The sequence below is a fragment of the Corynebacterium sp. HMSC05C01 genome (genome assembly GCF_001807155.1).
GTDB lineage: Bacteria > Actinomycetota > Actinomycetes > Mycobacteriales > Mycobacteriaceae > Corynebacterium > Corynebacterium coyleae.
Genome location: NZ_KV787976.1, coordinates 43,091 through 58,063 on the forward strand (window position 1 = coordinate 43,091; position 14,973 = coordinate 58,063).

Consider the following 14,973-nt stretch of genomic DNA (forward strand, 5'->3'; position numbering starts at 1 on the left):
CAGCAGCGCAGCAGCACGCCACAGCAGCGCGAACCCGATATCGGGGTTTAGCGTCGGGTCAGCACCTCGAGCGCTGCCGTGTTCAGAAACACCTTCGACCGCCCCGCCTTCTGTTCTTCGAGGATGCCGGCCTCGACCAGCTGCGACAGCCACATCGATGCTGTCTGCCGCTTCGCCAGTCCCGCATCGATCACGTCCGTGATGCGGACATACGGCTGAACGAACAGCAGCTCCGCCAGTTCGGCTGCTGGCGAGATGCCGGCTTCGCGGACACGGGCGGTGGTGGTGTCCTGGAGGGTGCGGAGGTCGTCGATAAGCAAGCTTGTGCTCCGGGCCGACTCAGTCACCGCGTTGACCATGAACAGGATCCACTGCTCCCACCCACCGTCCGCGGTGACCGCGCGCAGCAGCCGGTAATACTCCGCTTTCCTATCGACGATCGTCCCTGACAGATACAGCACCGGCAGTGACAACACCTTCTCTTGCAGCAACAACAAGATGTTGAGGATGCGGCCGATGCGGCCGTTGCCGTCGTAAAACGGGTGGATAGCTTCGAACTGGTAATGCGTCACCGCCATCAACACCAGCGGATCCAACCCGTGGTCCGAGTAGATGTAGCGTTCCCACGCCGAAAGGTGGCGTTGCAGCACGTCGAGGCCTTCGGGTGGGGTGTACGCGCGCGTGCCCGTGACCGGGTCGCCGATGTAGGTACCCGGTGTTGAGCGGAGCGTGGCCTGCCCACCCTGCAGGGTCGAGCACACCTCAACCGCAACCTTCTCCGACACCGGCCTATCCGCGATCAGGTCCACGCCGCGCCGCAGAGCATCGCGGTAGCGCAGCGCTTCCTTGGTTGCCGGCGTAGGCTCCGGATCGATGCTCCACTGAGCCCGGAACAGCTCATCGTTCGTGGTCACAATGTTTTCGATCTCTGTCGATGCCTGCGCCTCACGCAACGGGATAGTGGAGGTGATGATCTCCGGGTTCGGGATCAACCGGCATGCGGTGTTGAGGGCGGCCAGTTCGCTGCGGGCGTCGATAACAGCCTTGAGCACCTTTGCGGTCTCAAGCGTGTGCTGTGGTGGCAGCGGCGGCAGATCGTTGTACGGCTTCGCAGGGTCGAACGCCGCTGTGTTTCCGGTCATGTCGAAAGAATAAACATGTCCGCGCGACGTGTCGATTTTTTGTTGCAAAATCGACATGACGCACCCCGCGCGCGGTAGCGACAACCACAGCCCAAAAGGCGATATCGTCTTTTGCACCAATCACCGAGCTGCGACCTGGGGTTTTGCAGAGGCACCCCCTGCAAAAGGCGATATCGTCTTTTAGGCAGTCGCGTCTACACTTGCCCGGTTACCTACAGAAAGGGCACCCACGTGGATCTCATCCGCTTAACCGCGAGGTTTGGCAAACGATACGCGCCGACGATCGCGCTGGTGATCGTGCTGCAGCTGGTCACGACGCTGGCAACGCTGTACTTGCCGGATTTGAACGCGGACATCATCAATAACGGTGTCGCGCAGGCTGACGTGCCGTATATCTGGCGGGTTGGCCGCACGATGCTGGTGGTGGCGCTGGTGCAGGTCGTGGCGGCTATCGGGGCGACGTGGTTCGCATCCAAGGCCGCGATGAAAACGGGCCGCGACATCCGCGCGGCGGTGTACGAGCGCGTAACGGGCTTTGACCACGAGGACATGTCGCACTTCGGCACCGCCACCTTGGTCACGCGAGGCACGAACGACGTGCAGCAGGTGCAGATGACGTTCCTGCTGTTCATGAACTTCATGGTGGCGGCGCCGATCATGGCTATCGGCGGCATCATTATGGCGTTGCGGCAAGATGCGGGTATGTCGTGGCTGGTGGTCACGGCGGTGTTGGTGCTCACCGTGGTTGTCGGTATCACTGCGGCCCTGTTGATGCCGATGTTCCGCAAAATGCAGTCGAAGCTGGACAACATCAACGGTCTGCTGCGCGAACAGATCGCCGGCATCCGTGTGGTGCGTGCGTTCGGCCGCGAGGAGTTCGAGGCGCAGCGTTTCACGGAGGCGAACGAGGACATCTCCAGGCTGAGCCTGAACATCGGCCGGGTGTTTGTGACGATGTTCCCGGCGATCATGCTGATCCTGAACCTGGCCACGGCGGCGGTGTTGTGGTTCGGCGGGCATCGTGTCGACGACGGCCTGGTCGAAGTCGGTTCGCTTACCGCGTTTATGCAGTACCTGATGCAGATTCTCATGGCGGTGATGATGGGTGTATTCATGCTCATGATGCTGCCGCGCGCGATCGTGTGCGCCACCCGCATCGAAGAGGTGCTCCGGCATGAGGTGAAGGCGCCGGCGACGGTGGGGTCGTCGATAAGCAGTGGCGTCGTGCGCTTCGAGGATGTGTCGTACACCTACCCCGGCGCGGAAAAGCCGGTGCTGGAGGAGATTTCGTTTGAGGCGCGTCCGGGCACGACCACGGCAATCATCGGCGCGACCGGCAGCGGCAAAACCACGCTGGTGGGGCTGCTGCCGCGGTTGTATTCGCCCACGTCAGGGCGTGTGCTTATCGACGACACCCCGGTGACCACCATCCCCCGCCCCGATCTCGTGCGGGCGGTGGCGATGGTGCCGCAGAAACCGTGGCTGTTCTCGGGAACCGTGGCGTCGAACCTGCGCATGGGCAACCCTGAGGCGACCGATGAGGAGCTGTGGGCGGCGCTGCGGACCGCGCAGGCGTCGTTCGTGGAAGATCTGGACATGCCGATCTCCCAGGGAGGCACGAACGTTTCCGGTGGTCAGCGCCAGCGTCTGTGCATTGCGCGGATGCTGGTGGCGGATCCGAAGGTGTATGTGTTCGACGACTCGTTTAGCGCGCTGGATGCCACCACCGAGGCAAACCTGAACGCCGCGATGCGCGAGACGGTACAGGACCGGACGGTGATTGTGGTGGCGCAGAAGGTGGCGTCGATACGCAATGCGGATCAGATCCTGGTCATGGAGGCCGGGCGCATCGTCGCCCGCGGCACGCATGAAGAACTGCTGGCGCAGTCCGAGACCTACCGTCAGATCGAACGCAGCCAGGCGGAGGTGGACGCATGAGTGAGCACATGACCGAGTTGTCTGACGAGCAACTCGCCGAATACGAAGAGAAGATGGCCGGCGACGACTATTCCGGCAAGGCGCCGCGCAAGGCGAAGAACTTCTGGCCGTCCGCGAAACGCCTCCTTGGGCTGCTCGCCCCCTACAAGGCGGCGCTGACGGCGGTGTTTGTCATGAACGCCCTGTCCGTCGTGCTTGCCGTCTACGCCCCGCGTGTGATGGGTCGTGCCATGGACGTGATCTTCTCCGGCGTGGTGTCCAAGCAACTCCCGCCCGGCACCACCAAAGAACAAGCCGTCGAAGCGATGCGGGCGGCCGGCCAGGATCGGTTCGCGGACATGGCCGGCGCGATGGAACTGACCCCGGGCAGCGGCATCGACTTTGACCGTCTCCGCGACCTGATCGTGCTGGTCCTGGCGCTGTACTTGGCCTCTGCGGTGCTGATGTGGGCGCAGGGCGCGATCCTGAACAAACTATCCATCCGGGCGGTGTTCAGCCTGCGCGAACGGGTTGAAGCGAAGATCAACCGCCTGCCGTTGTCCTACTTTGATACCCGTCAGCGTGGCGACGTCATGTCGCGCACCACCAACGACGTAGACAACGTCCAGCAAGCCCTGCAGCAGTCGTTGTCCTCGCTGTTCAACGCGATGCTGAGCGTGGTGGGCATCCTGGTGATGATGTTCGCCATCTCCTGGCAACTGGCACTGGTCGCCCTGCTGGCGATCCCGCTGACCGGCCTGGCCATGGCGGTTGTAGGTACGCGCTCGCAGCAGCAGTTCACCACCCAGTGGAGGGCCACCGGCGACGTCAACGGACACGTGGAGGAATCCTTCTCCGGCCACGACGTGGCGGTCATCTTCGGCCGCACCGACCAACTGCGCGAACAGTTCGACGAACGCAACGAGGAACTCGCAGGTGCTGCCCAGAAGGCGCAGTTTTTGGCCAACTCGATGCACCCGATCATGCAGTTCGTCTCGTACCTGTCGTACGTGGCCATCGCGGTGCTCGGTGGTGTGAAGGTCGCCTCCGGCAGGCTCACGCTTGGCGATGCCACCGCGTTCATCCAGTACTCCCGCCAGTTCAACCAGCCGCTCGGCGAAATCGCCGGCATGATGCAGATGCTGCAATCCGGCGTCGCGTCCGCTGAGCGCGTCTTCGAACTGCTTGACGCGGAGGAGGAACCCGAAGACCAGGCCCCGGACCGCAAGGGCAAGCGCGTCGAAGGCCTGGTGGAGTTCGACGACGTCTCCTTTGGTTACGGGACGGATCGCAGCGACGCTCCCCCGCTCATCGAGCACCTGAACCTCCGCGTCGAGCCGGGCCAGACCGCCGCGATCGTCGGACCGACCGGCGCCGGCAAGACCACGCTGGTGAACCTGATCATGCGGTTCTACGACGTCGACGCGGGTGCGATCACCATCGACGGCACCGACATCCGCGACATGCCACGCGCCGAGCTGCGCAGCCAGATCGGCATGGTGCTGCAAGACGCCGTGCTGTTCAAGGGCACGATCATGGAAAACATCCGCTACGGCCGCCTCGACGCCACCGACGAGGAGGTCATCGCCGCTGCGAAGGCCACCTACGTGGACCGTTTCGTGCGCGCACTGCCAGAGGGGTACGCCACCATCGTCGACCAAGACGGCGGCTCCATCTCCGCAGGTGAGCGCCAACTGATCACCATCGCGCGCGCGTTCCTCTCCCAGCCCGCACTGCTGATTCTCGACGAAGCCACCTCCTCAGTGGACACCCGCACCGAGGTGCTGGTCCAGCAGGCGATGAACGCGCTGCGCTCCAACCGCACCTCGTTCGTCATCGCACACCGCTTGTCGACGATCCGCGGCGCCGACACCATCCTCGTCATGGAAAAGGGCGCCATTGTGGAGCAGGGCAGTCACGCTGAGCTCGTCGCAAAGCAAGGCGCGTATTGGAAACTGCACCAATCGCAATTCGGAGAGGACTAGGAAAGTTCTCCCAGCGTTCACCCAGACGTCACCTGGATTGAACCCCGCCCGTATACGGTCACTCGGGTGATCATGAACAGCAACGCAACGGGCGGGGGCATCGCGCTTAAGGAAGCAGCACCGGAAAACCCGGAGAACACCGCCACCCGGAAGGATGACGCTCCCAAGGATCCACTGGGCTTTTTGCCTCTCGACGGCGCCGCCAAGCAGGCCGCGAACTGGATCGCCGTAGCGCTCGGTGTTTGGCTGCTGCTCAACGGCGTGGGCATGATCGGCGACGGCTTCAAAATGGTTGCCGGCGACCAGGCCAAGGAACTGTTCTCGTTTGCCGAGAACCCGTTCGTCGGCCTTGCCATTGGTGTGGTGGCCACGGCGATTATTCAGTCGTCGTCGACCACTACCTCGATCGTGGTCGGCATGATCGCCGGCGGCCTGCCGCTGAGCATTGCGGTACCGATGCTCTTCGGCGCCAACATGGGTACCTCGGTGACCTCCACCCTGGTCGCGCTCGGCCTGGCGGGTAACAAGACCCAGTTCAAAAACGGTTTCTCCATGGCGACCGTGCACGACTTCTTCAACCTCATCGCCATCTTGATCTTCTTCCCGCTGGAGATCTTCACCGGGTTCCTGTCGCGCACCGCGTCGGCGATCGCGCCGTCGCTGAGTGGCCAGGGCGAAGGTGTCGTCGCCGGCGCCTTCGAGGCCATCGGCGACGGGCTGGACACCATCACCGAACCGCTCGTCGGCCTGGCCGGCAACCTGGTTGAACCGCTTGGGGATATGTGGGGCGGCATCGTCCTGTCCATCGTCGGCATCGCGCTGATTCTGTGGTCCATCCAGTTCATCGGCAACCTGCTCAACGCCCTGCTGGTGGGCAAGGCCCAAGAGATCCTCTACGCCGCGCTGGGCAAAAACTCGTTTGTTGGTCTGCTCTCCGGCGCCGTGATCACCACCCTGGTGCAGTCCTCCTCCACCACCACCGCGCTGACGGTGCCGCTGGCGGCCTCCGGCAAGTTCGAGGTCCGCACGCTGTTCCCGTTCGTGGTCGGCGCGAACATCGGCACCACCGTCACCGGCCTGATCGCCGCGTTCGCTGTCTCCGGCGCGGACGCCGAAGCCGCCATGGCAGGCGCGCTGGTGCACACCCTATTCAACGTGTGCGCCGCAGCCGTCATCCTTGGCGTCCCGTTCATGAGCAAACTGCCGCCGGCCGGTTCTGACTGGCTCGCCGGCCTCGCCGTAAAGAACAAGCTCTACGTCTTCCTCTGGATCGGCGGAGTGTTCTTCGCCATCCCGATCCTCGCCGTTTTCATCTCCAACGCGCTCACCTAAGGAGCAGCCACATGACCGACGCGAACCAGACACCAGACCTGTCGCCAATGGCACAGGAACTCATCCAGAACGAAGCCCCCGACAACGCCCTTGTGGCCCTGCTCAACGAGCTCGAGGAAACCGCCGCTGAACTTCGCGACGAGCTCGCCGCCCGCCACGCCACCAACCAAGCACTACTTAACGACGACACCGACGCCGACACCGACCACCACGCGTGCTACAAGAAGGTCAACCCGAACGTCACTCCGGAGCAGGAAGAAGAGTTGGAGAACTTCCCCGAGTACTGGGCCAACGCGAAGGGCTCCTGGTCGAGCTTGTTCAAACTGCTTCGCGAGTTCCGCGTCGAGATGCGAAAGGGCCACAACGATGCCAACGATGCGTAAAACCCTCACCGCCGCGCTCGCGGCCGCGACGGCGCTGACGCTGGGCGCTTGCGCCGGTTCCGGCTCTGGCACTGGCTCCGGTGCCGGCGAGGCGTTCACCATCACGGGCTCGTCGACAGTCGAGCCCATCACGCGCTACATGCTCAACCGCTACAACTTCGACGCCGAGCTTGAGGCGGTCGGTTCGACCGACGGCTTTGACAAGTTCTGCGCCGGTGACGCCGACATCAATGACGCCTCCGTCGCCATTCCCGGCAGCGAATCCTCCGTGGACTACCAGGCACAATGCGCCGAGGCCGGCGTGGACTTCTTCGAGTTGCCGATTGGTCTGGACGCGATCACCATCGTCAAACACGCCGACAACGACTGGGCCGCCGACCTCACCGTCGAGCAACTCCACGACATCTGGTCGAAAGAATCCACCGTCACCACCTGGTCCGACATCGACCCATCCTGGCCGAACGAGAAAATCAACCTCTACGGGCGCCCCACCGGCTCCGGCACCCTCGGCGTGTTCGAGGACATGGTGCTTGGCGACGACACCATCCGCGACGACTACCAATCCACCGACGACATCCAAGAACTGTCCACGTGGGTCTCCGAAGACGTCAACGGCCTGAGCTTCATGGGCATCGGCAACTACCTAGCCACCGAGGGCACGGTGCGCAACAAGATCGACAACGTACTCGTCGACGGCATCGCCCCCACCGCCGACGAAGCCAAGAGCGGCAACTACCCCCTGTCGCGCCCGCTGTTCATCTACGTCAACGCGGAATCGGCGAAGAAGGACAACGTCGGCGAGTTTGTCACCACCTACCTCGACAACGCCGAAGCCGTCATGCCGCGCGTGTACTTCTACCAACTGCCCGAGGAGGTCTACGACGCCACAAAGCAGCGCTTCGCCGACGGCACCACAGGTATCGACGAACAGTGGCACGCATTGAACTAACATCGCGTCCATGAGCACCCCCTACGGCAACTTCCGCATCGGCGACCAAGAGCGCATGGACGCCATGGACATCCTCGGCCGCGCGCTCGGCGAAGGCCGGTTGGACATGGCCGAGTTTGACAACCGGTGCCAAGCCGTCGCCGAGGCCCAAACGCAGCAGGACCTGCAGCCGATCTTGGGGGATTTGCCGACGGGCCGGGGGCGTGGGGTCGTCGATAAGCAAGTGTCCGACGATGCGGTCCTGTACAGCCAAGCCGAAATCATGCAGGCACGCCGCTCCGGGCGCCGCACCCGCGCCGGCGTGTTCTGGCTCGGCACCATCGGCTCCATCGGCCTGGTGAGCATCTTCGGAGCCGCGGGATCACCTGCGCTGTCGGGCCTGTCGATACTGCTCATCCCCACCCTGTTCATCCTGCTCTACGTAATGAAGGTTGGGCCCGACTCCTGGTACACCCCCAGCCTGCGCCAACTCGAACAACAGCGCCGCCAAGAAATCAAACGCCGACAACTCGAAATCGAAGCCGCCCAGGTCCACCAGCAGGCCCTCATGCGCGCGCAACGCAAAGACCAAATCAACCAAATGACCAACGACGCGCTCAACATCGCGCAAGACACCGTCAATCGCTTCCGCCGGAAGTAGACCCGGCCTACAGTGGTAACCCATGAGCGAGCCACTGAAACCGCACCGCCACTTCGACCAGGCGGAAAAACTCAAGAACGTCTTCTACGACATCCGCGGCCCCGTCACCGCCACCGCCGAGCAGATGGAACGTGACGGGCACACCATTTTGAAACTCAACACCGGCAACCCCGCCGTGTTCGGTTTCGAAGCGCCCGACGTGATCATGCGCGACATGATCGCCAACCTGCCCACCTCCCAGGGCTACACCACCTCCAAAGGCATCACCTCCGCCCGCCGCGCAGTGGTCACCCGCTACGAAATGATCGAAGACTTCCCGCACTTCGACATCGACGACGTCTACCTCGGCAACGGCGTGTCCGAACTGATCAGCATGGTCACCCAAGCCCTGCTCAACGACGGCGACGAAATCCTCATCCCCGCCCCCGACTACCCGCTGTGGACCGCCGCCTCCACGCTCGCCGGCGGCAACGTCGTCCACTACCGTTGCGACGAAGAGGACAACTGGAACCCATCCCTGGAAGACATTCGCTCGAAGATCACCGACCGCACCAAGGCGATCGTGGTCATCAACCCCAACAACCCCACCGGCGCCGTCTACTCCCGCGAGATCCTAGAAGGCATCGCCGACATCGCCCGCGAGCACGAGCTCATGGTCCTTGCCGACGAAATCTACGACCGCGTACTTTACGACGACGCCAAGCACATCTCCATGGCCGAAGTCGCCCCCGACCTCCTCTGCATCACCTTCAACGGCCTGTCCAAGGCGTACCGTGTCTGCGGGTACCGCGCCGGATGGATGGTCGTAACCGGCCCGCGCCGCCGCGCCAAGGGATTCATCGAAGGGCTTGATCTGTTGTCGGGTACCCGCCTGTGCGCCAACGTGCCCGGCCAACACGCCATCCAGGTCGCGTTGGGAGGCCGCCAGTCCATCTACGAACTCACCGGCGCCGGCGGCCGCCTACGCAAACAGCGCGACATCGCCGTCCGGAAATTGCGAGAGATCCCCGGCATCTCCGTCGTCGAACCCAAGGGTGCGTTGTACTGCTTCCCCAAAATCGACGCCGAAATGTACAACATCCACGACGACGAACGCTTCATGCTCGACCTCCTCAAATCCGAGAAGATCCTCATGGTCCAAGGCACCGGCTTCAACTACCCCACCCCCGACCACTTCCGCGTGGTCACCCTGCCGTGGGCGTCCCAGTTGGAAAACGCCATCGAGCGACTGGGCAACTTCCTGGCGGGCTACCACCAGCACTAGGGGTTGTTGGCGGTTGGCGGTTGGGCGCCGCTTTCCGAAAATAGTTCCCGGCCGGGGAACTATTTGGGGGCTTCGACCCTTTCTCGCCGGCATTCCCCCAGGTCGGCACGCCGTTGAGACAAAATAGTTCCCGGTTTCGCGCTGATGCCGGGAACTATTTTGCACGCCCGCCGGCTACGGGCGTTAAGGCGCGTTTCCTGACACATTCCACAAAATCTGTCAGGGCCAATTTCTGACCAGGCGCGATGCCGGTCGCTGACACATTCCGCCGCAATCTGTCAGCCGCGAGGGGTTGTGAGTGGCCGACACCTACCCCGACTTACAGCAGCACAAACCCCTTGACCCCAAACGGACGCTGCCATAGTATCGACGAGGAATTGTCCCCGAAGGAAGGAGTAGGCCGTGCTCATGTTCCGTGTTTCCGCCTAACACGAAACAGAAAGTTGAATGAGCATGCCTATTTCCCTAAATAACGTCTCCCTCGAGTGGCCTAACGGAACCTCCTGCTTCTCGGACTTGAATGCCATATTTTCAAGTCACTTGACCGGCTTGATCGGCGATAACGGTTCCGGAAAAACGACTCTGATCAGGATCATTCTCGGCGAGCTACAACCGAGCACTGGTTCGGTCGAACGCCCGTCGAAAGTCGCTTACCTACCTCAGGATCTTGGACTGCAACCGGACACTACGGTTTCGGACGTCTTTGGGGTTACCGAAATCATCGAGGCAATCAACGCCGTCGAAGGTGGCCAGTTCAATCCCGAATTGTTCGAGCTCATTGGTGACCGGTGGGATGCTGCTGAAGAGACTCAGGCTGTGTTGTCAGCTCACGGCCTCCCGCTCAACTTGGACAGGCCGCTGTCTACCATGTCCGGTGGAGAGGCTGTTCGTGTTGCACTAGCTGCGCTCATGTCTGACAACCCCGATTTCATCGTGATGGACGAGCCAACAAACAACCTCGATTCGGAAGCAAAAGCCCAGCTGATCCATTCTCTTTCCAAATCCACTGTTCCTGCAATTGTGGTGAGCCACGATCGCGACTTGTTGGATTCCGTGGACGAAATTGCAGAACTTCACGACGGGAAGCTACGTCTTTTCCCCGGCAACTACTCCGCCTACCGCGAAACTCTGGCCAGCGAACAGGACGCAGCGATGCGGGAGGTGCGGGACAAGAAGGCGGTTCACAGTAGGCAGGTTCGGGAGCGTGAGGCGATGCAAACTCGCATTGCCCGGGACGCTCGTCGCGGAAAGAAGTTCGCGGCTAACAAACGCAAACCTGGCATGGCGATGGGGCTGGACAAGGATCGGTCGGAGAAGACTGCTGCTCGGCGTGGTGCGGCTCATGCCGAGTCTGTGGAGTCGTCTCTCGCTGCGTATCGTCACGCACAAGACAAGGTTCGCGACGATCAACATGTGTTCATTGAGCTTCCCGGTACGGCGCTTCCGAACGGAACCCGTGTTATGGAAATCCCAGGGCTCACTGTTGTGGGCCCCGAGCGTGTCCGGATCACTGGGCCGAACGGCAGCGGAAAGACGACCCTGCTCAACTCTGTTGCAGACGGTAGCGCGGGGTATGTGATTAGGAATGTGGGGTACCTCCGGCAACGCATTGTTCTTGACCCCAACCGGTCAGTTTTGGAATTGGTCTCGGAGGCCAACGCGTCTGCTGACCCGCAGTATATTCGGGACCAACTCGCGCAACTGTTGTTTCAGAATGAGACTGTGCACGCGCCTATTGGAACGCTTTCGGGTGGTGAGCGTTTCCGCGTTGAGTTTGCCCGCGTTCTTCTTTCGTCGCCTGCTCCGCAGCTATTGCTTCTCGACGAGCCCACCAACAACATCGATATCTCAACCGTGAACTGGCTTGTCTCCGCTCTTGAGAGTTATGCAGGTGCGGTTCTTCTCGTCAGCCACGACGAAGACTTCTGTGAGCGTATGAACCTTGACAGGGAAGTTTCCATCGATGATCTGACCTGATGGCCCCTGCAGCTCCCGCAAAATAGTTCCCGGCCGGGGAACTTTTTGGGCGTTTGCACCCCACCGCGGCGGTGTTTCCCCAGGTCGGCATCCCGGCGGGGTAAGAAAGTTCCCGGTTTCGCACTGAACCCGGGAACTATTTTGCACGCCCGCCTGCTACGGGCGTTGAGGCCCCGTCCCTGACAGATTCCACAAAATCTGTCAGGGTCGATTTTTGACCAGGCACGATGCCGGTCACTGACACATTCCGCCGTACTTTGTCAGCCGCGAGAGGTTGTTAACGGCCCCGCCAGCAGACAGCAGCCGAACTACATCGGACGGAAGGTATCCGGCGAGGCGGCCTTCCAGTCGGCGGTCCAGGATGACGGCGGGTCTTCGAGCAGCTGGCCCGGCCGCAGCCATTCGTAGATGGAGGCGTAGGAGCGGGACTCGGTCGGGGAGATGTTGCGGCGCAGCATCTCGGGGGTGAGATCCGCCGGGTCGGTGACTCCCATGGAGGCCATGAGGCGCACGGCGGTGTTGACGGTGGTCTTGTGGTAGTTGTACACCGCCTGGGACTTGTCCTTGACCACAACGGCGCGGTTGCGGCGCGGGTCTTGGGTGGCGACGCCAGTGGGGCATTCGCCGGTGTGGCAGCGTTGTGCCTGGATGCAGCCGACGGCCATCATCATGGCGCGGGCGGAGTTGGTGTAGTCGGCGCCTTGGATCATGCGCATGACGATGTCGGAGCCGCCGGCGACTTTGCCGGACGCGCCGAGTTTGATTTGGTCGCGCAGGCCGGTGCCGACGAGTGCGTTGTGCACGGTCATCAAGCCGTGGGTCAGTGGCATGCCCATGTGGTCTTCGAAGTCGATGGGGGCGGCACCGGTGCCGCCTTCGGATCCGTCGACGACGATGAAGTCGGGTGCGGTGCCGACCTCGCGGATGGCCTTGCAAATGGCAAGTACTTCTCGACGACTCGACACGCACAACTTGAACCCCGCCGGTTTACCGCCGGACAGTTCGCGCATCTTCGCGATGAATTCGATGAGTTCGACAGGGGTGCTGAACACGCGGTGGGCTGCGGGGCTGATGCAGTCCTTGCCCATGGGCACGTCGCGGATTTCGGAGACTTCTTTGGTGATCTTGTCGGCTGGCAGCACGCCACCGATGCCCGGCTTGGCGCCCTGGCTGACTTTCAGTTCGACCATCTTGACCTGGTCGTCGGCGGCGCGGTCGCGGAACTTAGCGGGGTCGAAGTCGCCGTCGTGGGTGCGGGCGCCGAAGTAGCCGGTACCCATTTGCCAGACGAGGTCGCCGCCGAATTCCTTGTGGTAAGGGGAGACGCCGCCTTCGCCGGTGTTGTGGGCGAAGCCGCCCATGGCCGCACCCTTGTTCAGTGCGCGCACGGCGTTTTTGGACAGGGAGCCGAAGCTCATGGAGGACACGTTCAGCATGGAGATGGAGTACGGCTGGGTGCAGTCCTTGCCGCCGATGAGGGTGCGGGGCGGTTCGGAGGGTTCGTCGACAGGCGCGAGCGTATGTACGAGGTGTTCGTGGTTGGTGGCGTAGACGTCCTGGACGGTGCCGAAGGACGTTTCGCTTTGCATGCCCTTTGCGCGTTCGTAAATTGCGTTGCGCTGATCGCGGTTGAAGGGGCGGCCGTCCCAGTCGCGCTCGATGAAGTATTGGCGCAGTTCGGGGCCGATATCGGTGAGCAGGGTGCGCATGTGCCCGAGTACGGGGTAGTTGCGCAGGACCGGGTTTTTGGTCTGAGTGAGGTCGTGGATGGCCACGCCGCCCAACGCCGCTGCGACGCTGCCGAGGGCGACCTTGGCAAAGTTTCCTGACTTGTCCTTAGGCATGCGCCCCATCATGCCTTAATAATCTGTAGTTGTTGACAGGCACGCGGTTTCGTCGACTAGAGGGTGCGTCCGAGCGCCCGCATTTCCCATCCGGCATTGCGCCATTGTTGCACGTCCAGGACGTTTCGGGCGTCGATAAGCAATTGCTTTTCGACGACCCCAGCAACCCACTCCGGATCCATCTCCCTAAACTGCCCCCATTCGGTAGCCAGGATGGTCAGCTCCGCGCCGCGCAGCGCCTCTTCGAGCGTGTCGGCGTAGTCCAGGGTGGGGAAGACCTTGCGGGCGTTGTCCATCGCCTGCGGGTCGAAGACGGTGACGTTCGCGCCGGCCAGGGAGAGTTGGCCCGCCACGGCGAGGGCTGGCGAGTCGCGCACGTCGTCCGAGTTCGGCTTAAACGCTGCACCCAGCACCGTGATGTTGCGGCCGATCAGGCTGCCGAGCTCCTCGCGCGCCATGTCGACCACGCGCTGGCGGCGTCGCATGTTGATCGCATCCACCTCGCGCAGGAAGGTCAGCGCCTGGTCCGCGCCAACCTCGCCGGCGCGCGCCATGAACGCACGGATGTCCTTCGGCAGGCAACCCCCGCCGAAGCCGAGGCCGGCGCCGAGGAATTTGCGGCCGATGCGGTCGTCGTAACCAATCGCGTCTGCGAGTTGGGTCACGTCCGCGCCGACGATCTCGCAGACCTCGCTCACCGCGTTGATAAACGAGATCTTCGTGGCCAAAAACGCGTTCGCCGACACCTTCACCAACTCCGCCGTCTGCAAGTCGGTGACGATAAACGGGGTGCCGTTGGCCAGCGGCGTCGCATACACCTCGCGGGCGATTTCCTCCGCGTGGGAGTTCTCGCTGCGGTGTCCTAATACGATCCGGTCGGGCTCGATGGTGTCCTTGACGGCGTATCCCTCGCGCAGGAACTCCGGGTTCCAGGCGATCTCCACGGTCGCGCCGTCCTGGGTGAGGTTATCGGCGCGTTCCTGCAGCGCGGCTGCCGTGCCTACCGGGACCGTCGACTTGCCCAGGATCACGTGGTGGCCGTGCAGTTTGGGCACGAGGTCGTCTATAACCGCCTCGACATAGCGCGTATCCGCCGCATACGACCCGCGCTGCTGCGGCGTGCCCACCCCGATGAAGTGCACGTTGGCGAAGTTGGCGGCCTCGTCGTATTTCGTCGTAAAGCTGAGGCGACCTGCGTCGATGTTGCGCTCCAGCACTTCGGGAAGGCCCGGCTCGTAGAACGGCACCGTGGAGTTCTTCAGCGCCTCGATCTTGTGCTCGTCCACGTCGACGCCAAGCACCTCGTGGCCCAACTCCGCCATGCACGCCGCGTGCGTCGCGCCAAGATAACCAGTGCCGATCACAGTCAGTCGCATGGTGGCCATTATGCCGTGGCGGTGTTGGCACTGCAGGGTGAGCGCGGTGGTGGGGTTGATCGTCTAGTTCCCTCGGCAGGCTGCTAGACGATTCACACCTTATTGCAAACCATCTTCAACATGACCTGGGGAAACGCAGACAAGGCGGGCGGATCGTCTAGCAG

At 62.5% G+C, this 14,973-nt stretch carries 11 protein-coding genes; 8 read left to right on the top strand and 3 right to left on the bottom strand.

The features are described 5' to 3' along the window. Positions 1-47: 47 nt before the first annotated feature. Positions 48-1,142: a Fic family protein gene (locus HMPREF3145_RS11055; RefSeq protein ID WP_246817590.1), complete on the bottom strand. Its 1,095-nt coding sequence runs from the start codon at positions 1,140-1,142 to the stop codon at positions 48-50. Positions 1,143-1,373: 231 nt separating this feature from the next. Between HMPREF3145_RS11055 and HMPREF3145_RS11060 the strand changes: the two genes are divergently transcribed. The 8 genes from HMPREF3145_RS11060 (at position 1,374) to HMPREF3145_RS11095 (ending at position 11,589) form a co-directional block, all read left to right on the top strand. Then, complete coding sequence (locus HMPREF3145_RS11060; protein ID WP_070423292.1) at positions 1,374-3,080, top strand: ABC transporter ATP-binding protein; 1,707 nt, start codon at positions 1,374-1,376, stop codon at positions 3,078-3,080. Then, a complete protein-coding gene (locus HMPREF3145_RS11065) occupies positions 3,077-5,044 on the top strand; it encodes an ABC transporter ATP-binding protein (protein ID WP_305764340.1) in 1,968 nt (655 codons plus the stop codon). The genes HMPREF3145_RS11060 and HMPREF3145_RS11065 overlap by 4 nt, the downstream gene beginning before the upstream one ends. Before the next feature lie 72 nt (positions 5,045-5,116). Continuing rightward, on the top strand, positions 5,117-6,376 hold the full coding sequence (locus HMPREF3145_RS11070; RefSeq protein ID WP_070423347.1) for a Na/Pi symporter: 1,260 nt from the start codon (positions 5,117-5,119) through the stop codon (positions 6,374-6,376). A gap of 11 nt (positions 6,377-6,387) precedes the next feature. Next, entirely contained in the window at positions 6,388-6,759 is a 372-nt protein-coding gene (locus tag HMPREF3145_RS11075; protein WP_070423293.1) for a hypothetical protein, read from the top strand. Continuing rightward, positions 6,752-7,708, top strand: coding sequence for a substrate-binding domain-containing protein (locus HMPREF3145_RS11080; RefSeq protein ID WP_070423294.1), 957 nt, complete (start codon positions 6,752-6,754; stop codon positions 7,706-7,708). The genes HMPREF3145_RS11075 and HMPREF3145_RS11080 overlap by 8 nt, the downstream gene beginning before the upstream one ends. A 10-nt stretch (positions 7,709-7,718) precedes the next feature. Further along, a complete protein-coding gene (locus HMPREF3145_RS11085; protein WP_070423295.1) occupies positions 7,719-8,348 on the top strand; it encodes a DUF1707 SHOCT-like domain-containing protein in 630 nt (209 codons plus the stop codon). A 22-nt stretch (positions 8,349-8,370) separates the two neighbouring features. After that, positions 8,371-9,612 carry a pyridoxal phosphate-dependent aminotransferase gene (locus HMPREF3145_RS11090; protein ID WP_070423296.1) on the top strand — a complete coding sequence of 414 codons (1,242 nt, stop codon included), beginning with the start codon at positions 8,371-8,373 and terminating at the stop codon, positions 9,610-9,612. Between the two features lie 540 nt (positions 9,613-10,152). Beyond that, positions 10,153-11,589 carry an ABC-F family ATP-binding cassette domain-containing protein gene (locus HMPREF3145_RS11095; protein ID WP_371325717.1) on the top strand — a complete coding sequence of 479 codons (1,437 nt, stop codon included), beginning with the start codon at positions 10,153-10,155 and terminating at the stop codon, positions 11,587-11,589. A 308-nt stretch (positions 11,590-11,897) separates the two neighbouring features. Here HMPREF3145_RS11095 and HMPREF3145_RS11100 read toward each other — a convergent pair whose 3' ends face one another. Together HMPREF3145_RS11100 and HMPREF3145_RS11105 are read right to left on the bottom strand one after the other, a co-directional pair. Further along, entirely contained in the window at positions 11,898-13,433 is a 1,536-nt protein-coding gene (locus HMPREF3145_RS11100) for an FMN-binding glutamate synthase family protein (protein ID WP_246817591.1), read from the bottom strand. Between the two features lie 56 nt (positions 13,434-13,489). Further along, positions 13,490-14,809, bottom strand: a complete 1,320-nt coding sequence (locus tag HMPREF3145_RS11105) for a UDP-glucose dehydrogenase family protein (RefSeq protein WP_070423349.1) — start codon at positions 14,807-14,809, stop codon at positions 13,490-13,492. Between the last annotated feature and the right edge of the window lie 164 nt (positions 14,810-14,973).